The sequence below is a fragment of the Dentiradicibacter hellwigii genome (genome assembly GCF_041770905.1).
In the GTDB taxonomy this organism is placed as follows: Bacteria; Pseudomonadota; Gammaproteobacteria; order Burkholderiales; family Rhodocyclaceae; genus Propionivibrio; species Propionivibrio hellwigii.
The window spans coordinates 191,542-214,994 of the sequence record NZ_JBEUWX010000002.1; the positions used below are offsets into that span (position 1 = coordinate 191,542).

Annotated in this window: 19 protein-coding genes and 1 tRNA gene; 9 read left to right on the top strand and 11 right to left on the bottom strand. The window is 59.4% G+C overall.

What is annotated here, in order from left to right; genetic code table 11:
* Window positions 1-3: 3 nt before the first annotated feature.
* Genes ABCS64_RS03205 through ABCS64_RS03215 form a run of 3 tightly spaced genes read right to left on the bottom strand, consistent with a single transcriptional unit; the run spans window position 4 to window position 4,118 of the window.
* Entirely contained in the window at window positions 4-2,058 is a 2,055-nt protein-coding gene (locus ABCS64_RS03205; protein WP_418890483.1) for a transglutaminase TgpA family protein, read from the bottom strand.
* On the bottom strand, window positions 2,055-3,017 hold the full coding sequence (locus ABCS64_RS03210) for a DUF58 domain-containing protein (RefSeq protein WP_418890484.1): 963 nt from the start codon (window positions 3,015-3,017) through the stop codon (window positions 2,055-2,057). Before ABCS64_RS03210 ends, ABCS64_RS03205 begins: the two co-directional genes overlap by 4 nt.
* A 21-nt stretch (window positions 3,018-3,038) precedes the next feature.
* Entirely contained in the window at window positions 3,039-4,118 is a 1,080-nt protein-coding gene (locus ABCS64_RS03215) for an AAA family ATPase (protein WP_418890485.1), read from the bottom strand.
* A 69-nt stretch (window positions 4,119-4,187) separates the two neighbouring features.
* Between ABCS64_RS03215 and dapA the strand changes: the two genes are divergently transcribed.
* From dapA to ABCS64_RS03230, 3 genes are read left to right on the top strand one after another with little or no spacing between them, the layout of a single operon-like run.
* Window positions 4,188-5,069 carry a 4-hydroxy-tetrahydrodipicolinate synthase gene (dapA, locus tag ABCS64_RS03220; protein ID WP_418891862.1) on the top strand — a complete coding sequence of 294 codons (882 nt, stop codon included), beginning with the start codon at window positions 4,188-4,190 and terminating at the stop codon, window positions 5,067-5,069.
* A 19-nt stretch (window positions 5,070-5,088) separates the two neighbouring features.
* The gene (bamC, locus tag ABCS64_RS03225; protein ID WP_418890486.1) at window positions 5,089-6,213 is read left to right on the top strand and encodes an outer membrane protein assembly factor BamC; all 1,125 of its coding nucleotides are present in this window, start codon (window positions 5,089-5,091) and stop codon (window positions 6,211-6,213) included.
* A complete protein-coding gene (locus tag ABCS64_RS03230; RefSeq protein WP_418890487.1) occupies window positions 6,213-6,977 on the top strand; it encodes an MBL fold metallo-hydrolase in 765 nt (254 codons plus the stop codon). Before bamC ends, ABCS64_RS03230 begins: the two co-directional genes overlap by 1 nt.
* 1,054 nt (window positions 6,978-8,031) lie before the next feature.
* Here the strand turns inward: ABCS64_RS03230 and ABCS64_RS03235 are convergent.
* Window positions 8,032-8,511, bottom strand: a complete 480-nt coding sequence (locus ABCS64_RS03235; protein ID WP_418890488.1) for a DUF192 domain-containing protein — start codon at window positions 8,509-8,511, stop codon at window positions 8,032-8,034.
* 365 nt (window positions 8,512-8,876) lie between these two features.
* Between ABCS64_RS03235 and ABCS64_RS03240 the strand changes: the two genes are divergently transcribed.
* The 3 genes from ABCS64_RS03240 to ABCS64_RS03250 all read left to right on the top strand — a co-directional run bounded on the left by ABCS64_RS03240 (window position 8,877) and on the right by ABCS64_RS03250 (window position 12,479).
* A tRNA-Asp gene (locus tag ABCS64_RS03240) sits at window positions 8,877-8,953 on the top strand.
* 165 nt (window positions 8,954-9,118) lie between these two features.
* The gene (gene glmM, locus ABCS64_RS03245) at window positions 9,119-10,471 is read left to right on the top strand and encodes a phosphoglucosamine mutase (RefSeq protein ID WP_418890489.1); all 1,353 of its coding nucleotides are present in this window, start codon (window positions 9,119-9,121) and stop codon (window positions 10,469-10,471) included.
* A gap of 145 nt (window positions 10,472-10,616) precedes the next feature.
* The gene (locus ABCS64_RS03250; RefSeq protein ID WP_418890490.1) at window positions 10,617-12,479 is read left to right on the top strand and encodes an ABC transporter ATP-binding protein; all 1,863 of its coding nucleotides are present in this window, start codon (window positions 10,617-10,619) and stop codon (window positions 12,477-12,479) included.
* Between the two features lie 290 nt (window positions 12,480-12,769).
* Here ABCS64_RS03250 and ABCS64_RS03255 read toward each other — a convergent pair whose 3' ends face one another.
* The 4 genes from ABCS64_RS03255 to ABCS64_RS03270 all read right to left on the bottom strand — a co-directional run bounded on the left by ABCS64_RS03255 (window position 12,770) and on the right by ABCS64_RS03270 (window position 17,395).
* Entirely contained in the window at window positions 12,770-13,378 is a 609-nt protein-coding gene (locus ABCS64_RS03255) for a superoxide dismutase (RefSeq protein WP_418890491.1), read from the bottom strand.
* A gap of 432 nt (window positions 13,379-13,810) precedes the next feature.
* Window positions 13,811-15,085 (bottom strand): transglutaminase-like domain-containing protein, encoded by a 1,275-nt coding sequence (locus tag ABCS64_RS03260; protein WP_418890492.1) that lies wholly within the window; start codon window positions 15,083-15,085, stop codon window positions 13,811-13,813.
* Window positions 15,086-15,456: 371 nt separating this feature from the next.
* Window positions 15,457-16,869, bottom strand: coding sequence for a PhoH family protein (locus ABCS64_RS03265; protein ID WP_418890493.1), 1,413 nt, complete (start codon window positions 16,867-16,869; stop codon window positions 15,457-15,459).
* A 52-nt stretch (window positions 16,870-16,921) separates the two neighbouring features.
* The gene (locus ABCS64_RS03270; RefSeq protein ID WP_418890494.1) at window positions 16,922-17,395 is read right to left on the bottom strand and encodes a peroxiredoxin; all 474 of its coding nucleotides are present in this window, start codon (window positions 17,393-17,395) and stop codon (window positions 16,922-16,924) included.
* A 539-nt stretch (window positions 17,396-17,934) separates the two neighbouring features.
* Between ABCS64_RS03270 and upp the strand changes: the two genes are divergently transcribed.
* Both upp and ABCS64_RS03280 read left to right on the top strand, forming a co-directional pair.
* Entirely contained in the window at window positions 17,935-18,561 is a 627-nt protein-coding gene (gene upp / locus ABCS64_RS03275; RefSeq protein ID WP_418890495.1) for a uracil phosphoribosyltransferase, read from the top strand.
* 23 nt (window positions 18,562-18,584) lie between these two features.
* Window positions 18,585-19,844 carry a uracil-xanthine permease family protein gene (locus tag ABCS64_RS03280; protein WP_418890496.1) on the top strand — a complete coding sequence of 420 codons (1,260 nt, stop codon included), beginning with the start codon at window positions 18,585-18,587 and terminating at the stop codon, window positions 19,842-19,844.
* Window positions 19,845-20,502: 658 nt separating this feature from the next.
* Here ABCS64_RS03280 and ABCS64_RS03285 read toward each other — a convergent pair.
* Together ABCS64_RS03285 and ABCS64_RS03290 are read right to left on the bottom strand one after the other, a co-directional pair.
* Window positions 20,503-20,895, bottom strand: a complete 393-nt coding sequence (locus ABCS64_RS03285; protein WP_418890497.1) for a type II toxin-antitoxin system HicB family antitoxin — start codon at window positions 20,893-20,895, stop codon at window positions 20,503-20,505.
* A 23-nt stretch (window positions 20,896-20,918) separates the two neighbouring features.
* Window positions 20,919-21,098, bottom strand: a complete 180-nt coding sequence (locus tag ABCS64_RS03290; RefSeq protein ID WP_418890498.1) for a type II toxin-antitoxin system HicA family toxin — start codon at window positions 21,096-21,098, stop codon at window positions 20,919-20,921.
* Between the two features lie 189 nt (window positions 21,099-21,287).
* On the opposite strand from ABCS64_RS03290, the gene ABCS64_RS03295 reads away from it, so the two are divergent.
* Window positions 21,288-21,836 carry a GNAT family N-acetyltransferase gene (locus ABCS64_RS03295; protein WP_418890499.1) on the top strand — a complete coding sequence of 183 codons (549 nt, stop codon included), beginning with the start codon at window positions 21,288-21,290 and terminating at the stop codon, window positions 21,834-21,836.
* Between the two features lie 406 nt (window positions 21,837-22,242).
* Here the strand turns inward: ABCS64_RS03295 and trpS are convergent, their stop codons facing one another.
* Window positions 22,243-23,253 (bottom strand): tryptophan--tRNA ligase, encoded by a 1,011-nt coding sequence (gene trpS / locus ABCS64_RS03300; RefSeq protein ID WP_418890500.1) that lies wholly within the window; start codon window positions 23,251-23,253, stop codon window positions 22,243-22,245.
* Window positions 23,254-23,453: the final 200 nt, after the last annotated feature.

Sequence of the window (23,453 nt, forward strand, 5' to 3'; positions counted from 1 at the left end):
GGTTCATGGCTCCGTGGCATGGTGCCTCTGCATCCGTTCAAGCTGGCGCAGACAGCGTTTCAAATTTACAAGGTGCGCCGATTGCCCCTCACCGCATGGGCCATAGCGCAATTCGGCGTAACTGGCGGCTGCCTGACGGGTCAGCGCAGCCAGGGGCGGGGCGGTGCGCGCCGTACGCTCGGTCAAGGCCAACGGCCCTTCCCAGTCGGCGTATTCGACCCCCAATGCGTGCAGGCGCCGGCAATAACGCTGCCAGAGGCGCTGGGCGGGGGATGCCAGCCGCCGCCGGCGCAAAGCCCAGAGTACACCGACCAGCAGCGTGGCGCAGCAAAGTGCGGTGAGTGCCGTCATCATGTATTGCCAATCAGGCTGGCGAAAACCCAGTCGGGTCAGCAGTTCCTGCTGACGTAGCGCATTGTAGCCGAGCACCCATTGGTCCCAGGCGTTATTGAGCGCTTCCCAGCGGTAACGCAGGCGCAGTAGCCAGCCGATGTCGGTGCGCGCCAATCCGGGCAGCGCCTCATTTTCCGGTAACGCGGCAGCGATGCCGCTTTCGATCCGCGAGGGGGCAACGGCAAAAGTCGGATCGACGCGCAGCCAGCCCTTGCCGGCGACCCAGATTTCTGCCCAAGCGTGGGCGTCGGACTGGCGGACGACGAGATAGCCGTCGAGCGGATTGACCTCGCCGCCCTGATAGCCGGCGACGATACGCGCCGGTACGCCTGCAGCGCGCATCAGAAAAACGTAGGCGGCGGCGTAGTGTTCGCAAAAACCGCGCCGCGATCCAAACAGAAAGTCGTCAATGGCATTTTCGCCCAGCAAAGGCGGTTTCAAGGTATAGAAAAACGCTTCGCTGCGAAACATGTGGAGCGCTGCGGCGGAAATCTGTTCCGGCGATTCCATTTGCGCCTTCCATGTCGCGGCCAGCACGCGTGCCTGCGGATTAATGTCGGCCGGCAGGCGTAGCGCTTCTTTCTGCGTCGCTTGCCGCTCTTCGCGGTTGGCCGAAAACTCGGTGGCAGAGACGAATGAAAAACGCTGGCGCTGGCTGATCGGGCGGCGCGCGGTCGTCTCGAAATAGCGGGAAAGGCGGGCATTTTCCGGCAGCTCGACAGGCATGTCGAGCGCCAACAGCCAGCGCTGGTTGTGCGCTTCGAGCGTGCTCGTGTAGCGCAAAAGCCCGCCGTGCGCTTCGACGCGCGCTTCCGGCGCCTCGCCGGTGCGGCGTGCGTGTGCAGCATAGGTGGCATATGAACGTGCATGCCAGGTTTTGCCGTCATAGTCAATGAGGACGGGGCCGCGCCAGTAGAGCCGCCGCCGGTCCGGCGGCGCCGTGTCGAACTGCACGCGGAAGGCGATTTCGCCGGACTGGATTAAAGAACTCAGCGAACCGGGTGACATGCTGTTGGACAACCCGGTGCGGCCAGCGTGCGCGTCTTGCGGCAGTCCCCAGAGCGGCCCTTCGATGCGTGGAAAGAGCACAAAGAGAATCAGCATGAACGGTACAGCCTGCAATAAAAGGATGACCGCCTGGCGCAGCAGCGCCGTGACCGGCTGGCGGCCGCCGTACAGGCGGATCAGTGTTGCCGTCAGCAGCACGGCGCTCAGTAGCAGCCAAAGGCCGACGGGAATCGTTTCGGAAAACAGATAATGCGTTAGCAGCAGGAAGTAACCGAGCATGATGAGGACGAGTGCATCGCGGCGGTTACGGATTTCCATCGGCTTGAGCGTCATGAAGAAAAAGAGCAGGGCGACGCCGGCGTCGCGGCCGAACAGGGTATGGTGCGCATAAGCGATGGCGAATGTGCCGATCAGGGTCAGTGTCGCCAGCAGCCAGCGTTTGGGTAATGCGGCGTGGCAATGCCAGAGCCAGAGGCGTCCCAGCCAGACGGCAGCGCCGAGCAGGCTGAGCCAGAACGGTAGATGTCCGGCGTGCGGCGCGGCGGTGACCAGTGCGCAGGCAAGCAGCCACGGAATCGTGTCGGCATCCAGCGCATTGTTCGCAACGCCTGTTTTCTGCGGACGGGCGGGGCGTCGTTTTTTGAAAAAGGCGATCATGACGCCTGGCCTTGATAGAGCGCCAGCGCTTCCAGGCAGGCTGCGCGGTGTGCCGCGCCATTATTGGGCGCGATGTCGATGCCCGGTAGGCGCAAGCCATAATGCAAACCTTCCCGTTCGGCGGCAAGTATCCAGCCAGTCAGTATCGACAGCCGGGTTTCATCGTCGAGAGCTTCCGGTGTCAGCGCCCAGTCGAGGATCTGTTCGCTTGCGCCGCCTCCGGAAAACTGCTTGACCAGCAGTTGCTGGCTGTCGATGTTGCGCGCCACGGCTTTCCAGGCGATGTGCTGCGGCGAATCGTTCGGCTGGCGCAGGCGCAGTCCGGAAAAATCCTCCTGCCCGGCGTTGCCGTCGCGCTGGCTGCCGTAAGCTGCCGGCGCGTGTGGCGGTAGCGGGGTATCGAGCGGTGCCGGATAAACGAGGCCGGATAGCGGCGGATAGGGGTAGCTCCAGGCACGAAACAGGCCGAGCGGATAGCGCGTGCTTAAGGTGATGCGGCCGGGAACGAGACGGCCGCGGCGAAGTGCCTGACAGTACACTTCGGCAAGGGTTTCACCTTGCGCGGGAATGTCAAGCGTGGTGACTGCATTGCCGGCAAAAGCCAGCTCGACGGCACGGCGGATGTCGTGGTGCGGATTGCTGATGACGACATGAAATGTGGCCGTTTCCCCCGCAAAGACTGGCTCGGCGCGCCCTGGCGCAATGCCAAGATGGACAAGGTTGCGGAAGGTATGCACCATGCCGGAGAAGCCCAGACCGGCGAGCAGGAAAACCAGCGCGTATCCCAGGTTGAGTCCGTAATTGATCGCGCCGAGCAGCATGATGAACAGCACCGTTGCGTAAAGCACGCCCGTGTCGCTCGGCATGATGTAAATGCGCCGTAAAGTCAGGCGGATGGGCGTTGCGGCATCCGGCCCGGTGCGGCGCGCCCATTGCCGGAGCCAGGTGGTCAATGACATCGTAGGCGGGTCTGGCGGCGGTTAAGGGAGCGGTGTCGCCCGGATGAGTTCTTCGATGTCTTCCGCCTGCGCGTGTCTGCCGCCATTGACATGATGCAGGCGGTGGCGCGCGATGCCGGGCAGGACAGCCTGTATGTCTTCGGGCAAAACCATGGTACGCCCGTCGATGAAAGCCCAGGCGCGCGCGGCGCCAAGCAGGGCCAGCGCGGCGCGCGGGCTGAGTCCGTGGATAAATTTTGCGCTGTGGCGCGTGGCGGCAATCAGCGTCTGCACGTAATCGAGCAGTGCCGGTGCGACATGGATGGCTGCCGCCGCATCCTGTAAGGCGGCAAGTTGCTGTGGCCCAAGCTGGACGGACAGTTCGGGGAGGTGTTCGCGGTGGCCACCGTATTTGCCGCTGTTGGCAAGCAGCGTGCGTTCGGCGGCCGGATCGGGGTAGCCCAGCTCGATACGCATGAGAAAGCGGTCGAGCTGCGATTCGGGCAACGGAAAGGTACCGACCTGGTACGACGGATTCTGCGTGGCAATGACGAAGAATGGCTCGGGCAGGCGGCGCGTTTCGCCTTCGGCGGTGACTTGCCGTTCCTCCATGGCTTCGAGCAGGGCGCTTTGTGTCTTGGGCGTGGCGCGGTTAATTTCATCGGCGAGCAGCACCTGCGAGAACAGCGCACCGGGGATAAAGCGAAAATCGTTGCGCTCGCGGTCGAAAATCGAGATGCCGATAACGTCTGCGGGCAGCATGTCGCTGGTGAACTGAATGCGCGAGAATTGCAAGCCGAGCAGGCGTGCCAGCGTGTGCGCCAGCGTCGTCTTGCCGACGCCGGGCAAATCTTCGATCAGCAGATGGCCGCGCGCGAGCAGGCAGGCGATCGCCAGGCGAATTTGCGTTTCCTTGCCCAGGACGATGCGGCCGGCGGCGGCAATAATTTCAGTAAGAATTGCCGGGGAGGCGGGCGTGGCAGATGGGGGCTTGACCGGCGGCGCGGTCGTTTCTGGAGCGGGCATGGTGCGGGTGTTCTGGGCGTAGGCGTGGGCGGGGCTGAATGGAACGGTAAAGCGACGGGACAAATTATCGCATAACGCTTCCGGTGGCTTCTGCATCGTTCATGACGCATTTGCCTGCCTTCGGTTAGAATTATCGACTCGAACCTACGGGAGCTTGTCATGAAGATGATTACGGGATCTCTTGTTGCGCTGATTACGCCGATGCTTGAAGACGGCAGTCTGGATTTTGCATCATTGCGGCAATTGGTCGACCACCATGTCAAGGAAGGGACCGACGCCATTGTCGTGGTCGGCACGACAGGCGAGTCGCCGACGGTCAATTTCGATGAACATCATGATCTGATCAGAGTCGTGGTAGAGCAGGCCGCCGGGCGAATCCCCGTCGTTGCCGGTACGGGCGCCAATTCGACTGCGGAGGCCATTGACCTGACCGAGTATGCCAAAAAGGTCGGCGCCGATGCGGCGCTTTCCGTCGCGCCTTATTACAACAAGCCGACACAGGAAGGGATGTATCGCCATTTCAGGACGATTGCCGAAGCGGTCGACATTCCGCTCATCCTTTACAACGTGCCGGGGCGCACGGTTGCCGATCTGGCCAATGACACGACGCTGCGCCTGGCGCAAATTCCCAACATCGTCGGCGTCAAGGACGCAACCGGCAATTTCGATCGCGGCTGTGAACTGATCGCCCGTGCGCCGAAGGATTTCGCGGTGTATAGCGGCGATGACGCTACGGCGATTGCTTTGATGCTGATGGGCGGTAAAGGGGATATTTCCGTGGTGGCGAACGTTGCGCCGCGTCTGATGCACGAAATGTGTGCGGCAGCGCTGCAAGGCGATCTCGCCAAAGCGCGCGAATTGCATTTCCGCCTGCACGGTCTGCATCGCCAGCTTTTCTGTGAGGCCAATCCGATTCCGGTCAAGTGGGCGTGCAAGGAAATCGGACTGACCCCGGCGGACGGTATCCGTCTGCCGCTAACGCCGCTTTCGCCCGAGTGCCATGAGCGTGTCCGCGCCGCCTTGCGGCAGGCCGGCCTACTTGCCTAATTTTTTCAGGATTTTTTCGATGAAAGTTGTTGTGTCGCGTGTTGCGCTTTATGCTGCGGCCGGGATTCTCGCCGGTTGCAGCACATTCCAGTTCGAAACGAAAAAAATTGATTACAAATCGGCCTCATCGAACAAGGTGTCGCCCCTTGAAATCCCCCCGGATCTGACTTCGCCGACGCGCGATAATCGTTACGTCATTCCCGAAAACGGGCGCGGCGCGACGACTTTTTCGCAGTATGCGAGTGAGCGCGCCGTGGGACAACCGAGCGAGGTGTTGCCGAATGTGGAAAAAATCCGCATCGAACGTTCGGGGAGTCAGCGCTGGCTGGTTGTTGCCGAGTCACCGGACAAACTCTGGGATCAGATCAAGGATTTCTGGCGGGAAATCGGCTTTGTCATCAATGTCGAGCGACCCGAAGCAGGGGTGATGGAAACCGACTGGGCGGAAAACCGCGCCAAGATCAACCAGGATTTTATTCGCAACATGCTGGGCAAGGTGCTTGATTCGCTCTATTCGACGCCGGAGCGGGATAAATTCCGCACCCGTCTGGAACCGGGGAGTGAGCCGGGGACGACCGATATTTTCATCAGCCATCGCGGCATGTATGAAATTTTTACGACGGAGGGACGGGATACGACCCGCTGGCAGCCGCGTCCGGCCGATCCGGATCTGGAAGCCGAAATGTTGCGCCGCCTGATGGTGCGTCTGGGGTCGGATCAGAAACGTGCTGAAACGGAGCTGGCTGCCGCCAAGGCGAACATTCCCGAACGTGTCCGCCTGGTGAAGGACGGCGGCGCCGGAACATTGGAAATGCAGGAAGCGTTTGATCGGGCATGGCGGCGCGTCGGGCTGGCGCTCGACCGCGTCGGCTTTACCGTCGAAGATCGCGATCGTTCGAACGGCCTGTACTTCGTTCGCTATGTCGATCCGGAGGCGGCGGAGCGTAATAAACCCGACGGCGGCCTGCTCTCCAAACTGGCGTTCTGGCGTTCCTCTGCGCCGCCGCAACAAACGGCGTATCGCATCCAGGTGAAAACCGTCGGCGCGGCGACCACCGTGCAGGTGCTCTCTGGTGAGGGGGGCGCAGATCAAAGTGATACGGCCAAACAGATCATCCGCCTGCTCTTTGAACAGTTGAAGTGATGCGCTTTGCCTCGCTGGGCAGCGGCAGCCGAGGCAATGCGCTGGTTGTTGAGTCCGGCGCGACGCGCATTCTGGTCGACTGCGGTTTCTCTACGCGTGTGACGCTGACGCGCTTGGCGCGTCTGGGCTTGGCGCCTGAAGATATCGACGCCGTGCTGGTGACGCATGAACACAGTGATCATCTGCATGGCGTCGCCGGTTTTTGCGGCCGTTTCGGCATCCCTGTTTTTCTCACGCATGGTACGCATATCGCACTACCCGATGCGTGCGGGCGTTTACCGGAACATCGGCTGATCGACAGTCACCGTCCGTTTGCCATTAATGACCTGCATATTCAGCCATTTCCTGTACCGCATGATGCGCGCGAACCCGTACAGTTCGTTTTTTCCGACGGTGATGTGCAACTGGGCGTACTGACCGACTGCGGCACAGTCACGGCGCATATCATGGCCATGCTGAAAAAATGCGATGCGCTGGTGCTGGAATGCAACCATGATGCCGATCTGCTGGCTGCTTCACGCTATCCGTTCGTTCTCAGGCAGCGCATTGCCGGCGATTACGGTCATCTTGGCAATCACCAGGCGGCGGAGCTGCTGGAGCGCATCGAGCAAGGCCGGCTACGGCACGTCGTTGCCGCGCATCTGAGCGAGGAAAGCAATCGCCCTAAACTGGCTGCCGCTGCACTGGCGGAGGCGCTGAACTGCACGGCGGACTGGATCGGCGTTGCCGACCAGGAATCCGGCTGCGACTGGCGGCAGATTTAACAAAGGTCTGCCCGCAACCCCGCGTGAATAGGGCATCTCCGGGCAGGCGCCTCTGGAACCCTTATCAATAAAGGGCTTCCAGATAGGCACCTCTGAAACCTTTATAAATAAAGGGCTGGCAGGCAGGGGTGCCGGAGATGCCCTAAATACGCGGGCTTCAGGCCACCGCTTTTTGGAAATGCGCCTGCGCTTTTTTTATCTTTTTTCCCTCTCCTAAAGGGCGAGAGGCTATTCGGGTGCTCTGAACCTCGCGTAGATAAAGTTGCTCTGGGTAGGTGCCTCTGAAGCCCTTATAAATAGGGTGTTTGCGAGCAGGGTCCCCGGAGATGCCCTGTTTACGCGGGCTAGCGGGCAGGTACCCTAAAACAAAAAATAAGAATCGCCACAGCATGCGCTTTGATTTCTACCGTTGGAGCTTTTTTGAATCTGTAGCGCTGAGCGGCAGCGCGCCCCGCTGACTTTCTTTGCCTCGCCAAAGAAAGTCAGCAAAGAAAGGCGACCCCAGGCGCAGAAGACTCCTTGTCGCGGGTTGCTTGGCGGCGGGCTTGATTAACACGCTGCGCTCAGACAATCAAGCACTTGATTCCGCCAATTCGCCCCGCGCCTGCGGCTGCGCCTAAGGGGTTTTAGGGTTCTCCGTTGTTACCGTATGCACAAAGGGACATACCCGGAAGCCGCGTCGATAAAGATGTTCTAGGTGGGTGTTCCGAACCCCGCATGGAGTGGGCGTTTCCGGGCCGGAGCCCCTGAAACCCTTATAAATAGGGCGCTTGCGAGCAGGGTCCCCGGAGATGCCCTGTTTCCGCGGGCTAGCGGGCATCTCCTCTGAAACGCCCTAAATACGCGGGGTTCAGGGCACCCATATTTGAGATGCCCAAAAATATAGCGGCTCGACTTTGCCAAAAGGCAAGGCGAGCCAACGCCGTATTTTGGCGAAGGGAGCCGCTATGGCTTGACTTTGCAAAAGACAAGGCGGTAAGCCGCAGGCAGTACGAGCAGTACGGCAAGGCGAAGCCAACGAAGTATTTTGGCGAAGGAAGCCGCTATACAAAGATCAGCGGGGGGGCGGCGCCTTGCCGATGCCGCCGATACGTTGGCCTGCCCGGATGCCTTTGCTGGCGAACCAGCCTGAATTCATTTCCAGCGCAAAGTGTGCTGGTGCGCTTGCGCAATGATTTTTTTCCGTTTGCGGTTGCATGTTCTCAATGTTGAGGATCTTGCCTTCTGCGTCGAGAAAGGCGACGGAAAGGGGAATCAGTGTATTGCGCATCCACATGCAATGGCGGTCGGCGACGGGGAACACGAAAAGCATGCCGTGATTGACCGGCAGGTGCTTGCGCTGCATGAGTCCCTGCATACGTGTTGGCTGGTCGGCGGCAATTTCCGCTTCAATGCGGTGGATGCCGGCGTTCAGCGCCAGGTAGGGCGCTGTCGTCTGCTGTGCGCCCGCTAGCGGTGTGATCGACGCGGTCAGCACACCCAGACATATGCGGGAGAAAGTCATTGGCAAATGCGGGAATCTCGATAACAGCATGGTGATCTCGTTTAGCGGAATATGAAGTAAAAAAGTTCGGGATGAAATGCCCCAAATCTATGGTCGATGGACAGGGTTTGCGACCGGCATTTTATGCGATTGGCGCCGGTTGGGCGTGAATGTCTGCCTTGATTCTGCCGTGATGCGAAAGTGCCTCCGGCGCGGGAGGTCTCGGTTTATCGCGCCATGATGTCGGCCGGTAGGCTGAACTTTTTTCGGACGGGTGTAATCTCGTATACAGCAGATATGCCGGCCAGGCTGGCCGGCGTAAAAATAAGCCAAGGAATCTCCGCAAAATGGTTTACAGCCTGCCGGCAAACCGGTATAGTTCGCCCCCGCTGTGGTGTGGCAATGCCGCAGTGACTGGAGTGGTAGTTCAGTTGGTTAGAATACCGGCCTGTCACGCCGGGGGTCGCGGGTTCGAGTCCCGTCCACTCCGCCAGTTCTGAAAAGGGCGCCGAAGTTTCGGCGCCCTTTTGCGTTTCCGGCGACTGGGTTTATTCGTGACGGCGCATGGGCGGCGACACGGCCATTTTGTCATACGCTTGCAGTACTATCCCGCTGTACAGCTCGTGGCATGGGCTGGTGTCAGGCAAAGAGAGTAGCGATGAGCAAAAAATATTTTGGAACCGATGGTGTGCGTGGGCGCGTGGGCCAATCACCGATTACCCCGGATTTTGTGATGCGCCTGGGGTACGCCGCCGGCAACGTTCTGCGTGAAAAGACCCCCGATGGTGAGCGGCCGGCCGTATTGATCGGCAAGGATACGCGGGTTTCCGGCTATATGCTGGAGGCGGCGCTGGAAGCGGGTTTTTCGGCAGCGGGCGTCGATGTCTGCCTGGTTGGACCCATGCCGACGCCCGCCGTGGCGTATCTGACGCGGGCGCTGCGCCTGCAGGCCGGCGTTGTCATTTCCGCCTCGCATAATCCGTTCTACGATAACGGCATCAAATTTTTCTCGGCGCACGGAACCAAGCTGGACGATGCGTTTGAGGCGCAGATCGAAGCAGGTATCGACGCGCCGATTGGCTGCGTATCTTCGCCCGAGCTGGGACGCGCGCGCCGGATTACCGATGCGGCGGGTCGTTATATCGAGTTCTGCAAAAGCACGTTCCCCAACGATTTTGATCTGCGTGGTCTGAAAATCGCCCTGGATTGCGCCAACGGCGCGGCGTATCACATCGCCCCGCATGTGTTTCATGAACTGGGCGCAGAGGTGACGTCCATCGGCGTTGAACCCAATGGTCTTAACATCAACCAGAATGTTGGCGCCACCTCGCTACAGGCGCTGCGTGATGCGGTTCTGGCGCAGCGTGCGCACTTCGGTCTGGCTTTTGATGGCGATGCGGATCGTTTGATGGTCGTAGGCGGCAATGGTCAAGTCTATGATGGCGACCAGATTCTGCTGGCGATCGTATGCAGCCGTCTGCGGCATGGGCCGGTGACCGGCGTTGCCGGAACCCTGATGACCAATCTGGCTTTCGAACATGCGCTGGCTGAACGGGGCATTGCCTTTGCCCGCGCCCGGGTAGGCGACCGTTATGTGATGGAAATGTTGAGCGAAAAGGGCTGGTTGTTTGGCGGTGAAAACTCCGGACATATTCTTTGCCTGGACCGACAGACGACGGGCGATGGTATCGTTTCGGCCCTGCAGCTGCTGACGGCGCTGCGCGAAGAAGGCGTCAGTATGGATGCCCTGCTTGGGCGCTTGCGCTTGTATCCGCAGGTGCTGATCAATGTGCCGCTGCGCCCCGGTTTCAGCTTGCACGATGAACCGCGTATTGCGGCGGCTCAGCGCGATGTCGAAACGACTCTGGCGGGAGGAGGGCGCGTATTACTGCGTCCTTCCGGCACCGAACCGCTATTGCGCGTGATGGTTGAAGGTCGTGACGAAGGCAAGGTGCGCGCCGCGGCTGAGTTTCTGGCGGACGCTGTGCGCGAAGCGATGGGCGGAGCGTAAGGTTTTGGATGCCCGGTCTCTTGGCTTGTCGGGATGGCGGTAGCGGCGGTGACAGCAAAGAATAGTCTGCCATCTGACAAGGCAATGCGGCAGATAAAGGTCTCCCACGAGAGGACTCCTACGAGGAAAAACAGAATAGGGAATCATGCTGAATTTTTTTGAGCGATGGACGCAGCCTTTTCCGGCTTCCAGCCCGGATCTTCCGCCCCGGTCGCTGTTTGCCTTTTGTCGTTACTATGCCCGCGGCTTCATCACGCCGGTCATTCTGGTCGGCATTTGCAGCTTCCTGCTGGCGGCTATGGAAGTCTCACTGTTTGCCTTCATGGGCAAAATTGTGGACTGGCTCTCCGCCGCCAATCGTGAAACCTTTCTTTCCGATGAAAAATGGCGGCTGACTGCGATGGCCGTGGTGCTGTTGCTGCTGTTGCCGCTGGCGCATTTGCTGGCCTCATTGGTGCGCCATCAGTCGCTGATGGGTAATTTCCCGATGTCCGTGCGCTGGCGGATGCATAACTACCTGCTTGGCCAGAGCATGAGTTTTTATCAGGATGAATTTGCCGGCCGCATTTCGACGAAGGTGATGCAAACGGCGTTGGCCGTACGTGAGCTGGTGCTCAAGATCATGGATGTCATGGTCTATGTGGCGGTTTACTTCCTCTCCATGTTCGTGCTGCTGGGTAGCATTCACAAATATCTGCTGGCGCCGATCCTGGCCTGGTTTGTCGCCTATGCCTGCCTGCAATGGTATTTCATCCCGCGGCTCAAGCAGGTTTCGCAGGAGCAGGCGCATGCCCGCTCGACGATGACCGGCCGGATTACGGATGCCTACACCAACATCTCCACGGTCAAGCTCTTTGCGCACACCCGGCGCGAATCGCAGTACGCCCGTGATTCGATGGACGGATTCCTGCAAACGGTCTATCGCCAGTTCCGGCTGGTCACGTATCTGGATATCCTGATGGGTTGCATCAATTACCTGCTGATTTTTTCGGTGACTGCGGCGGGACTGAGCTTGTGGATCGACGACCGGGTTGGCGCGGGCGCGGTCGCCGTGGCGGTGTCACTGGCTTTGCGGCTCAATGGCATGTCGCACTGGATCATGTGGGAAGTGAGCAGCCTGTTCGAGCAGGTCGGTACGGTCGCCGACGGTATGAATATGCTCGGATTGCCCCGTGCGGTGCAGGATGCACCCGACGCCCGGCCGCTGACGGTCAGCGCCGGTGATATCCGCTTTGAGGATATGAGCTTCAGCTATCGACGCCGCGTGGCCGGAAATGCCGAAGAAGGATCGCACTTGTCCGTCATCGAGCATCTGGATCTACATATCCGGCCGGGCGAGAAAATCGGCCTGGTCGGGCGCAGCGGCGCGGGAAAATCGACGCTGGTCAATGCGTTGCTGCGTTTCTATGATGTGCAGTCCGGCCGCATCCTGATTGACGGGCAGGACATCGCCCATGTGACGCAGGATAGCCTGCGCCGCCATATCGCCATGGTGACGCAGGACACCTCACTGCTCCACCGCTCGGTGCGCGAAAACATTCTCTATGGCAAGCCTGGGGCGAGCGAGGCGGAGCTATGGCGCGCCATCGAACAGGCCGAGGCGGCGGAATTCATCGAAACGCTGGCTGATCCGCAGGGCAATCACGGACTCGATGCCCAGGTCGGCGAGCGTGGCGTCAAACTCTCCGGCGGGCAGCGCCAGCGCATCGCCATTGCCCGCGTGTTGCTGAAAGACGCTCCCATCCTGATTCTGGATGAGGCCACTTCGGCGCTGGATAGCGAAGTCGAAGCGGCGATACAGGAAAGTCTGAATACCCTGATGCGCGGCAAGACGGTGATCGCCATTGCGCACCGATTATCGACGATTGCCCGCATGGATCGGCTGGTCGTGCTTGATGCCGGGCAGATCGTCGAACAGGGCAGCCATGCGGAACTGCTGGCGAAAAATGGCATCTACGCCCGGCTCTGGTCGCGGCAAACAGGCGGGTATCTGGGGCAAGACGATTGACCTGCCCGGCGTGTTCCGGAAAAGTGGCTGCCCTGAAGTCCTTGTATTTTGGACGTCTCAGAGGATGTGCTCTGAAGCCCTTTATTTATAAGGGTTCCAGCGGTGCCTGTCCGGAAACGCCCTATCCACGCGGACTTCAGAGGCAGTGCCTGTCCGCACGCTCAAAAACAAGCCCCTCGTCAGACGGTAAGGTTCCGGAGAGGGGCGCAAATACTGCGGATGGCCGCAAACAACAGGTAAAAAATGCGCGAAGCCAGCGCAGTTATCGACTGCGCCGTTGATGCAGGCGCTTATGCTTTGCCGTACAGCTCGGCAACATAATGCCAGTTGACGACTTGCCACCAGGCTTCCAGATAATCGGCGCGCTTATTCTGATAACGCAGATAATAGGCATGCTCCCAAACGTCGCAGGCAAGAATGGGCGTGCCTTTCACGGCAGCAATATCCATCAGCGGATTATCCTGATTGGGCGTGCTGGTGATCGCCAGTTTGCCATCCTGACCGACGATCAGCCAGGCCCAGCCCGAGCCGAACTGCTTGAGGCCGGCATCCTTGAACTGTGCCTTGAAATTATCGAAGTTGCCGAATACGGCGTCAATGCCCTGTGCCAGCTTGCCGGTGGGCGTGCCGCCGCCGTTGGGGGACATGGCGTTCCAGTAGAGCGTATGGTTATAGAAACCGCCGCCATTGTTGCGTACTGCCGGCGTATAGCGGCTGATGCCGGCCAGAATGGCCTCCAGGCTTTCATCCGCAGCAGGCGAATCCTTGACGGCGGCAAGAAAGTTGTCGAAATAAGCCTTGTGGTGACGGCTGTAGTGGATTTCCATCGTGGTTTTATCAATGGCCGGTTCCAGCGCGTCGTAGGCATAGGGGAGGGCGGGGAAAGTAAAGTTCGTCATCAGAGGCTCCTTGGTTGTTCAGGGGCATTGACCATCGTTCCCGTATTGAGTTCCCGGCAGGTAAGGCCACAGTGTAAATCTGCAAATTTACGGCCAGGCCGCCGCGATCGCGTAGAAAAAACGAATATTCCGCAAAAATGAAGCAGCTTACTGAGTCAAAAAACTACGCGCGATCGCGTGGAAGAAAACCGCATTCAGCCGTTGGCGGTTATTTTACTGACGCACTTTTACCTCAATCACTTCTACCTCAATTTCTCCTGCGCATTTAAGCGAGGGAAAAAGCGATTCCGTCGGGCGGCGAGTTCGCCCGTGCGCTTTCCTGCTCCCCTTTCTCTGCCTTGAGGGAGCCGGCTTTTGCTAGCGCGTGGTCGTACGTGGTCGCACACGGTCACACACACCGACTGGTGCTTGCCGGTTTATGGAAGGTCGAATTTACAGGTGGTTGGCAGTGGCGCGATACGTCATACGGTTGGTGTTGCGTCCGTCGAAGCGGCCGCCGGCGGTTTCGGCAACAGGGTAGATCAGGCTTGGCAGCGCCTTACCGGAAGCGCCTTGCAGGATGACATCCTGCGCCGTATTGAAACCGATCCAGTTCATCTCCCAAAAGCCAAACAGCAATTTTTTGAAAACATTTACTTTCGGGTCGGTGTTGGATAACGGTTCCTCACGTATGGCTTCGCATACTGCGGCAGGATCGACGCCGATCCAGCTATAACCGGGAATGTAAAACTCGGCGCGGCAATGCTGCGCGCTTCTCAGTTCGCCCGTTGCGCCGAGGCTGTTGAAGAGCCGCGAACGCCCGGTGCGCAGGCCGTAGACCGGGCGCGCCGGAATGCCGACGGAGCGGCAAAGCGCGACGAAGAGCAGTGCGATATCGGCGCTGCGCCCGACGAAACGCCCGTTACCCAATAGCTGACTGATGTCGGCTTCGCCCATACCCTGACCATTGGTGTCGAAACTGGCGTTTTCAATCACCCAGTCGTACAGGGCTTTCCCCATTGCCAATGGGTCTTTGATGCGGCCAATCGCACGCTCCGCCGTCTGATGCACGATGCCGTCGACTGGCGCGAGCTGGGTGGGATGCAGGTTGCGGCGCAGCACTTCCGCCTGCTCGGCAATGACGCCGCGGCGGGTGATGTCGAACTGACGGTTTTGCGTAGCAATCTGGGTAATGAATTGCAGTTTGGGCGTGTCGATAGATTCCGGCCATTCGGCGAAGAAGATTTCCATGTCGGCGACCGGATCGCGGTAAATTCCTGCCTTGCTGAAATTACCCTGCCAGGTGTGGCCGATCGTGCGCTGCCAGTCCGTATCCTTGTACTGCGCCAGCGGTAGCCACAGGCGGGCACGCCCCTGGTTGGACTGTAGGCCAACATCGGTTTGCAACTCAACGGTGTGCCAGTCGGTCGGTTTTTCCTGCGGCAGTTTGACGACGTTGCGGTGCTCGATGGGCGTGTTGGCGGCAGAGGTATCCTCGGGCGCGGCGTTGGCCGCTGATGGCCTGGATGAGACCGCCGTTCGTGCGGAAACGCGGCGGCGTGTTCTGGATTTTCCTGCTTTTCCCGCCTTTCCGGTCGATTTGCCCTTGCGCTGACTGGATGCGGCCTTGGCTTTGGTGGCTGCACTTTTCTTCTTTGCGCCCAGCACGGGCGTCGATGCGAGAAAAGTCAAAATGGCGGAAGCAGTGAGGAAGTTTCGTCGTTTCAATCGATTCTCCTATCCTCCGATCAAAAAACAAAGCCGTGTCTAATAAGGCGCACGGCTCTACGAAGTCGCGGCGATTATAGCGTGAAATCGGGCGAAGAGCGGCTGGCCGCCGAGCAAAGTCGATCGTGGAAAATCCCTGCAAATGGCGGAGTGTATGCCGCGGCGTGCAGGGCGCGCAAAAGGCATGCATAGGCTGCGTGCGGAAGGATTGAAAGAGAAAAAAGGGAGAAAGACCGGGGTGCTAGGTCATTTTCCGCAGTGGCAGTTTTCGCAGTGGCGATTGGTTCTGCATGGTTCTGCGCGGCCGTCATCTGCTTTTGTCTCCTATCGCTAATTCGCCGCCTAGAGCTGATCAGCGGTTTTATGCAATGCTAGAGCATCTCCGCTGCGTAGTCGGCCAGCCGCGAACGTTCGCCGCGTTGCAGGGTGACATGGCCGGCGTGCGCCCAGCCCTTGAAGCGGTCGACGGCAAAGGTCAGCCCTGAACTGCCTTCGGTCAGGTAGGGCGTATCGATCTGCGCGATATTGCCCATGCAGACGACCTTGGCGCCCGGGCCAGCGCGCGTGATCAGCGTTTTCATCTGTTTTGGCGTCAGGTTCTGCGCCTCGTCGATAATCAGAAACTTGTTGAGAAAGGTGCGGCCGCGCATGAAATTGAGCGACTTGATCTTGATGCGGTTGCGGATCAGATCTTGCGTTGCCGCGCGCCCCCAGTCGCCGCCCGTCGTGCCGGTATGGCTGAGGACTTCCAGGTTGTCTTCCAGCGCCCCCATCCACGGCGCCATTTTTTCTTCTTCCGTGCCCGGCAGAAAACCGATGTCCTCGCCGACGGAGACCGTGGCGCGCGTCATGATGATTTCCTGATAGCGCTTTTCGTCGAGCACCTGGGTCAAGCCGGCAGCCAGCGTCAGCAAGGTCTTGCCGGTGCCCGCCTGGCCGAGCAGGCTGACGAAGTCGATTTCCGGATCCATCAGCAGATTGAGGGCAAAATTCTGCTCGCGGTTGCGCGCCGTGATTCCCCAGACATTGTGTTTCGGGTGCGTATAGTCGATCAGCGTTTCGAGCACGGCGCAGTTGCCCGAAATTTCGCGCACGATGGCGGAAAACGGCTCCGGTGTATCCAGATACACGAATTCATTGATCAGCAGTTTGGCGCACAAGGCCCCCCGGATGCGGTAGCGCGTGCGGTTTTCCTGCGTCCACGATTCCAGTCCGTGCGTCTGCGTTTCCCAGAAATCTGGGGGCAGCGCCTGCATGCCGCGATAGAGCAGATCGATGTCTTCAAGCACCCGGTCGTTAAAGTAGTCCTGCGCCTGAACGCCGAGGACATGCGCCTTGATGCGCATATTGATATCTTTGCTCACCAGAATGACCGCGCGTTCTGGATACGTGCGCTGCAAATGGACTACGACGGCCAGAATCTGATTGTCTGCCCGTTCGCTTGCCAGGCCGCCGTGCAGATCCGCGCTGACCGCCTCGGTTTGCAGGAGCAGGCGGCCGCTGGCCAGCCCGTGCGAGGCTTCGGCAAGTGCAATGCCCGTGGCGATGCCGTCCTCGCGGCGGCTGATGATCTCGTCGAGCATGCGCGTGGCCTGTCGCGCGTTGCGCGCAACGTCGGATATTCCCTTTTTGTTGTGGTCGAGTTCCTCCAGCGTCTTCATCGGCAGAAAAATGTCGTTTTCCTCGAAACGGAACAGGCTCGTCGGATCGTGCATCAGCACGTTGGTATCGAGGATGAAGAGCTTGGGCAGGCGATGAGGCGGACGGGCGGTTCGGCGGGGCATCGGCGTCTCCGGAAAGGGCGGTAGCAGATAGGCGGTGGGGACAGTGGCGGCGCTAGTGCGCTGACGTACGGACGGAATCGAGCACGAAATCCAGTACCTCTTGTGCATGGCCGGGCGCCTTGACGCAGCGCCACTCACGCAGCAACTGCCCGCTGCCGTCAAAGACGAAGGTGCTGCGTTCAATGCCGCGTACCGGCTTGCCGTAGAGCTTTTTATCCTTGATGACGCCAAAATGCGTGCATAGGCGCTCGTCGGCATCGGAAAGCAGCGCAAAGGGCAGGGCGTGCTTTGCCTTGAATTTTTCGTGCGAGGCCAGGCTGTCACGCGAAACGCCGAGCACAACGCCGCCGGCCCTGACGAATTCGTCATGCAGATCGCGGAATTCCTGCGCCTCGGTCGTACAGCCGGGCGTGTTGTCTTTGGGATAAAAATAAACAATCAGTGTTTTGCCGCGTACCGCCGCGGCGTTGAACGGTGCGCCGTCGGTCGAAGGAATGTCGATATCGGGAAAGCGGAGCGTACTCATAGAAATCCTCGGTGGTTTGGGTGATTTTCCTCGTATCAGGCGGTTCCGCTGCAATGATTGACGCCCGCGACGTCCGAAAAGGTGGCGTTTATCGTGCGGGCAGGCATTTTGCCGTGCGGTAAGGCACGCCGGTGTGCCGGATGCCCGCTTGGAATGGGAGCCGCTCATTGCGCCGGATAGACCGCAGCCGATATTTTGACACGCGATGCCGCCCCGTGCGCGAGAACGGGACTGCACTGAAAAGCGGCGTGGAAAAATGATGGGAACCGTCGAAAGCGGCCGCCGGATCTCCCCTGACGCCGTGGCTGGCGGAAAAAGCGTGCGGCAATTAAGGGCGCCCGGCAATTTGCCGCAATGACGCGGCCGGCGATGGACGGGAAGCGGATGGAAAGGGGTAGAAACAGATAGAAGCGGATGGAAGCGCATGAAAACAGCCCCTTTCGTATAAAGCGGTCAATGCCGGCGAGGAAGGATGATTTTCCCGCGCGAATCCGTTAACCTTGCGCCGTTTTGTTCATTCCTCTTTTTGGAGAACACCCATGCCGATCCATGCAGTCAACCACCCGCTCGTCAAGCACAAGATTGGGTTGTTACGCGAAAACGACATCAACACCAAAAAATTCCGTGAGCTGACCGCCGAGCTGGCCCGCCTGCTGACTTACGAAGCCTGCCGCGATTTTGAGCTGGAAAAATGCACCATTCAGGGATGGGCCGGGCCGGTCGAAATCGAGCAGATCAAAGGCAAGAAAGTCACGGTTGTGCCGATTCTGCGCGCCGGGCTGGGCATGCTCGATGGCGTGCTCGACCTGATTCCGGGTGCCAAGGTCAGCGTCGTCGGCATTGCCCGCAACCACGAAACCCTGATGCCGGAACCGTATTTCGAACGCCTCGTCGGCCAGCTCAACGAGCGCATCGGGCTGATTATCGACCCGATGCTCGCCACGGGCGGCTCCCTGATCGCCACCATCGACATGCTCAAGCGCAAGGGCTGCCAGCATGTGCGCGCCATCGTCCTGGTTGCTGCGCCGGAAGGCATCCGCGCTGTCGATGCAGCGCATCCCGACGTGGATGTTTTCACGGCGGCGATCGACAGCCACCTCAACGAAGTCGGCTACATCATTCCGGGGCTGGGCGATGCGGGCGACAAGATTTTCGGCACTAAGTAAGGCGGTGAATGAGGGGCGGGACGATGAATAAAACGGTGATTCCTACCGCGCAGGGGGCGGCCGAGCCGGTCTGGCGCACGGCGGTTTCCGGCGCGCAGATTCTCTTCGTCGCTTTCGGCGCGACGGTGCTGGTGCCGCTGCTCACCGGGCTCAATCCCAGCCTGGCGCTGCTCGGCGCCGGCGTCGGCACGCTGATCTTCCAGGCCTGCACCCGGCGGCAGGTGCCGATTTACCTGGGCTCCAGCTTCGCCTTCATCGCGCCGATTATCGAGTCGATCAAAAATTGGGGCATGCCGGCCACCCTCGGCGCGCTGGCTGCCGCCAGCCTGTTCTATTACCTGGCGGCCGCACTCGTCAAATGGCGCGGCGTGGCGTTTATCCATCGCCTGCTGCCCCCGGTCGTCATCGGCCCGGTCGTCATGGTGATCGGCCTGGGACTAGCCCAGGTCGCTGTCGATATGGCGACGGGCAAGGCGGGCGGCGCGCAGGTCGTGCCCTACGGCACGGCGCTCTCGGTCGCCGCCATTTCGCTGCTGGCAACGATGCTGACGGTGATCCGCGCGCGGCGTCTGTTCAAACTGGTGCCGATTCTCGTCGGCGTCGCTGTCGGTTACGCTGTCTCGCTCTACCTGGGCATTGTCGATCTTTCCCCGGTGAAGCAGGCAGCGTGGTTCGCCGTTCCTGACTTCGGGCGGCCGGAATTCAATCTGGCCGCCATTCTTTTTATGATCCCGGTCGCCATCGCCCCCATCGTCGAGCACGTCGGCGGCATTCTGGCCATCGGTTCGGTGACGGGCAGAGACTTTACCGAATCGCCCGGCCTGCACCGGACGCTGCTGGGCGACGGTCTGGCCGTCAGCGTCGTCGGCCTGTTCGGCGGCCCGCCGGTGACGACCTACGGCGAAGTGACCGGCGCGGTGATGCTGACCAAAAACGCCAACCCGGCAATCATGACCTGGGCGGCGGGTTTCGCCATCCTCATGGCCTTCGTCGGCAAATTCGGCGCGCTGCTGCAAACGATCCCGTTGCCGGTCATGGGCGGCGTCATGGTGCTGCTCTTCGGCTCGATTGCCGGCATCGGCCTCAAAACGATCATCGACGGCCGCGTCGACCTTTCCAGCGCGCGTAACCTGTGCATCATCTCGATCACGCTGGTGACGGGCATCGGCGGTCTGGGCGTGAACCTCGGCAGCTTCTCGCTGCAAGGCATCAGCCTGTGCGGCGTGCTCGCCGTGCTGCTCAACCTGCTGCTGCCGCGCTCGCCGGCCGAGGCATCGCGCTAAAACCTTGAATAACGGCTTCCTTTGCCAAAATACTGCGTTGGCTTCGCCTTGCCGTACTCCTCGTACTGTCAGCGGCTCGCCGCCTTGTCTTTTGGCAAAGTTGAGCCGCTATTTGAGTTTGCGAAGTCTCCTCTGAAATCCGTAAAAATAGGGCAGAAAACATAAATCGCTCTGAAGCCCTTTAAAAACAAGGGCTTCAGCGCATCAAAAAATATAACGACCGCTTCGTTCGCCTTTTTAAAGGGGAGCTGCCCAAAGGGCTGAGGGGTTAACAGCCTATTTTTCACATGGCAAAGTCAAGCCATAGCGGCTTTCTTTACCAAAATACGGCGTTGGCTCGCCTTGCCGTACTACTCGTACTGTCTGCGGCTCGCCGCCTTGTCTTTTGGCAAAGTTAAGCCGCTATATATTGGGCGTCTCAAATATGGGTGCCCTGAACCCCGCGTATTTAGAGCGTTTCAGAGGAGGTGCCCGTAAACCCCTTGTATTTAGGGCATCTCCGGCGCCCTTGCCCTGAAGCCCTTTATTGATAAGGGTTACAGAGGTGCCTGACAGGAAGCCCTTTATCTACGCGGGTTTCCGAGGTGGGTGGATGGAGATGCCCACTCCACGCGGGTCTCCGGTGTGCCCTGGTGAGTGCCTCGCCGCAGGGCAGAAATTAATCGGCCATGGCCATGCTTGCCGCTTTGGCCAGAAAGCCACTGCGGGTCATGCCGTTTTTATTCGCGTACCCGTCAATCTGGCGCACCAGGTTCGCCGGTAGGCTGATATTCAGGCGCACGGGCGCCGATTGCAATTTGCCCAGGTCAATATCGGCCAGCATCCACACACCGCCGGTATATTCCGGGTTATTTTGCAGCTCGGACAACGGGCTGGGCGCAGGCACCGCCGTGGCAGGTTCGCCCGCAAAGTGCGCCTCCACCGCTTCCTGGCACATGGCGGGGATGTGTTCCCATTCGTCCGCTGCGGCATGGCAGCCCGGGAAATCGGGGAAAACGATGCCGTGCGCGGTATTGGCGTCGCCGGGATAAATATAAACGGGATATAACATGCCTTGCTCCTTGCGCACTGGCGCTATAGGCCAGCCTGCTTGAATATGCTTTTGAGGGTTTCTTTCCCCAGGTCTTTTCTGGGATGCGGAACCGTAACCTTGCCGGGTTTGGTCGGGTGTCTGTACTGCTGATGTGAGCCGACCGTATGCACCAGATACCAGCCATCCGCTTTGATTAATTTGATGAGCGTCCTGCTGTCCATGATTGTATTATACACACGGATACACACTCATTGATGGCGCCTAAGCTGAAGGTGTCCTGAACCCCGCGTATTTAGGGAATCTCCGAAGGGGATGCTCTGAAACCCTTTGTTTATAAGGGTTACAGAGGCGCCTGCCCGGAAACGCCCTGTTGACGCGGGTTTGCGAGGGGGCATATAACAAAGGATGGAATGATGAAATTACGACGACCGACCTTGGCGGATAAAGCAGCTGTTCTGGCGTTGGTGGCTGAGTTTGAACAAAGCCAGTCTGCCCATGATGGCGGCTTCTGGGATCCTGGCAATTTTTGTTATGAAACCTGGCTGAAGGGCGTGCAGGATGGCGAGCTGGGTTTAAATCTCCCCGACGGTTGGGTGCCGGCTATTCAACTTATTGGTTTTGAAGGGAAAAAGGCGGTCGGCTTTCTCAACCTTCGTTTGGCGCTCAATGATCATCTCTTGCAGTTTGGCGGTCATATCGGCTACTCGGTTCGCCCGACCGAAAGAAATAAGGGCTACGCCAAAGCCATGTTAAAGCAGGCTTTCAGTTTTGCTATCTCCAGAAATATCAAACGCGTGCTGGTGATCTGCCACGTTGGCAATCCTGCTAGCCGGGCGGTGATTCTGGCAAATGGCGGGGTGCTGGAAGACGTGCGTGAAGGAAGCGAGCGTTATTGGATAGCGCTGGAAAGCAAAGATGGAAATCACGTCAAACACGCCCAGGCGATGCCCAAAAAATAAGCGGGTGGCGACGCAACTGACGCTGCCCTGAACCCCTTATAAATAGGGCGTTTCAGAGGCACCTGTCCGGAAACACCCTATCCACACGGGGTTGCGGGCAGCCCTTTTTAAAAGCCAGACAATCTATAGCGGCTTAACTTTGCCAAAAGACAAGGCGGCGAGCCGCTGACAGTACGAGAGTAGTACGGCAAGGCGAGCCAACGCCGTATTTTGGCGAAGGAAGCCGCTATTTCAGAGAGACGCGGGCTTCCGGGGTGTGTGCCCGGAGAGGCCCTAAATACGCGGGCTGCGGCGGTGCCTCGCGCGGCGGTTGCGGCAAGTGTGTCGTGGCGCGGCGGTTGCAGCTGGCTGCCGTGAATCGCCATCAGCAGCCACAGCCGCCATCAACCGCTCTCCGGACCCCCGGCTATTTCAGCGGCCGGATGCCGACGGCTTCGCGCACCTGGTCGAGGAATCCGCGCGCTTTTTGCCGCGCCTTCTGCGCGCCGGCCTGAAGGATGTCCTCGATTTGCGCCGGGCGGGCGGTGAGCGCGGCGTAGCGCTCGCGCGGTTCGGCCAGCTCGGCGTTGATGCGGGCGGCTAAGAGTTTCTTGGCCTCGCCCCAGGCCAGGCCGTCGGCCAGCAGCCGGGTGAATTCCGCATTTTCGGCCGGCGTGGTGAACGCTTTGTAAATCTCGAACAGCGGGCTTTCGCCGGGATACTTGGGCTCGCCTGGCTCCTTCAGGTTGGTGATGATCTTGTTGACCGCCTTCTGGGTTTTCTTGTCGTTTTCCCACAGCGGGATGGTGTTGCCGTAGGACTTGCTCATCTTGCGCCCATCGAGGCCAACGAGCAGCTCGACGTTTTCATCGACCTTCGCTTCCGGCAGGGTAAACAGGGGCTTGAAGCGCGAATTAAAGCGGGTGGCAATATCCCGCGCCATTTCAAGGTGCTGGATCTGGTCGCGTCCGACGGGCACTTCATTGGCGTTGAACATCAAAATATCGGCGCTCATCAGAATCGGATAGCTGTACAGCCCCATCTCGATGGCCTGGTCGTGGTCGCCGCCGCCTTCCGCATTCTGATCCTGCACCGCCGCCTTGTAAGCGTGCGCGCGGTTCATCAGCCCCTTGGACGTGATGCAGGTCAAAATCCAGTTCAGCTCCATGATTTCGGGAATGTCGCTCTGCCGGTAAAACGTCGTGCGTTCAGGGTCAAGGCCGCAGGAAAGCCACGTCGCGGCGACCGCCTGGGTCGATGCGTGGATCATGGCCGGATCGTGGCACTTGATGATGCCGTGGTAATCGGCGAGAAAGAAAAAGGACTCGGTATCCTCATCGCGGGCAGCCTGGATGGCCGGGCGCACCGCACCCACATAATTGCCCAGATGCGGGATGCCGGTCGTGGTGATGCCGGTGAGAACGCGCTTTTTACTCATGAAATGCCTTCCTGCGAAATTTTTCTGAATTATCCGGAATATGCGAAGTGTCAGAATATAAATATATAAATAAGCCCGAAATAAATTCGACGCCCGGAATTTTTTGCGGCGACATTTTAAAACAGAACCTGGATACGCACCCCGATTTTTACCGCGTATTCCCAGGTTGCCAGCCGCCTGCGGAGAGCCGGCTAAAGCGG

What these genes read in the sequence shown, in the direction of transcription:
- ABCS64_RS03205 (WP_418890483.1), bottom strand. Translation starts at nt 2,058, where the DNA reads ATGATCGCCTTTTTCAAAAAACGACGCCCCGCCCGTCCGCAGAAAACA.
- ABCS64_RS03210 (WP_418890484.1), bottom strand. Translation starts at nt 3,017, where the DNA reads ATGTCATTGACCACCTGGCTCCGGCAATGGGCGCGCCGCACCGGGCCG.
- ABCS64_RS03215 (WP_418890485.1), bottom strand. Translation starts at nt 4,118, where the DNA reads ATGCAGAAGCCACCGGAAGCGTTATGCGATAATTTGTCCCGTCGCTTT.
- dapA (WP_418891862.1), top strand. Translation starts at nt 4,188, where the DNA reads ATGATTACGGGATCTCTTGTTGCGCTGATTACGCCGATGCTTGAAGAC.
- bamC (WP_418890486.1), top strand. Translation starts at nt 5,089, where the DNA reads ATGAAAGTTGTTGTGTCGCGTGTTGCGCTTTATGCTGCGGCCGGGATT.
- ABCS64_RS03230 (WP_418890487.1), top strand. Translation starts at nt 6,213, where the DNA reads ATGCGCTTTGCCTCGCTGGGCAGCGGCAGCCGAGGCAATGCGCTGGTT.
- ABCS64_RS03235 (WP_418890488.1), bottom strand. Translation starts at nt 8,511, where the DNA reads ATGCTGTTATCGAGATTCCCGCATTTGCCAATGACTTTCTCCCGCATA.
- glmM (WP_418890489.1), top strand. Translation starts at nt 9,119, where the DNA reads ATGAGCAAAAAATATTTTGGAACCGATGGTGTGCGTGGGCGCGTGGGC.
- ABCS64_RS03250 (WP_418890490.1), top strand. Translation starts at nt 10,617, where the DNA reads ATGCTGAATTTTTTTGAGCGATGGACGCAGCCTTTTCCGGCTTCCAGC.
- ABCS64_RS03255 (WP_418890491.1), bottom strand. Translation starts at nt 13,378, where the DNA reads ATGACGAACTTTACTTTCCCCGCCCTCCCCTATGCCTACGACGCGCTG.
- ABCS64_RS03265 (WP_418890493.1), bottom strand. Translation starts at nt 16,869, where the DNA reads ATGCCCCGCCGAACCGCCCGTCCGCCTCATCGCCTGCCCAAGCTCTTC.
- ABCS64_RS03270 (WP_418890494.1), bottom strand. Translation starts at nt 17,395, where the DNA reads ATGAGTACGCTCCGCTTTCCCGATATCGACATTCCTTCGACCGACGGC.
- upp (WP_418890495.1), top strand. Translation starts at nt 17,935, where the DNA reads ATGCCGATCCATGCAGTCAACCACCCGCTCGTCAAGCACAAGATTGGG.
- ABCS64_RS03280 (WP_418890496.1), top strand. Translation starts at nt 18,585, where the DNA reads ATGAATAAAACGGTGATTCCTACCGCGCAGGGGGCGGCCGAGCCGGTC.
- ABCS64_RS03285 (WP_418890497.1), bottom strand. Translation starts at nt 20,895, where the DNA reads ATGTTATATCCCGTTTATATTTATCCCGGCGACGCCAATACCGCGCAC.
- ABCS64_RS03290 (WP_418890498.1), bottom strand. Translation starts at nt 21,098, where the DNA reads ATGGACAGCAGGACGCTCATCAAATTAATCAAAGCGGATGGCTGGTAT.
- ABCS64_RS03295 (WP_418890499.1), top strand. Translation starts at nt 21,288, where the DNA reads ATGATGAAATTACGACGACCGACCTTGGCGGATAAAGCAGCTGTTCTG.
- trpS (WP_418890500.1), bottom strand. Translation starts at nt 23,253, where the DNA reads ATGAGTAAAAAGCGCGTTCTCACCGGCATCACCACGACCGGCATCCCG.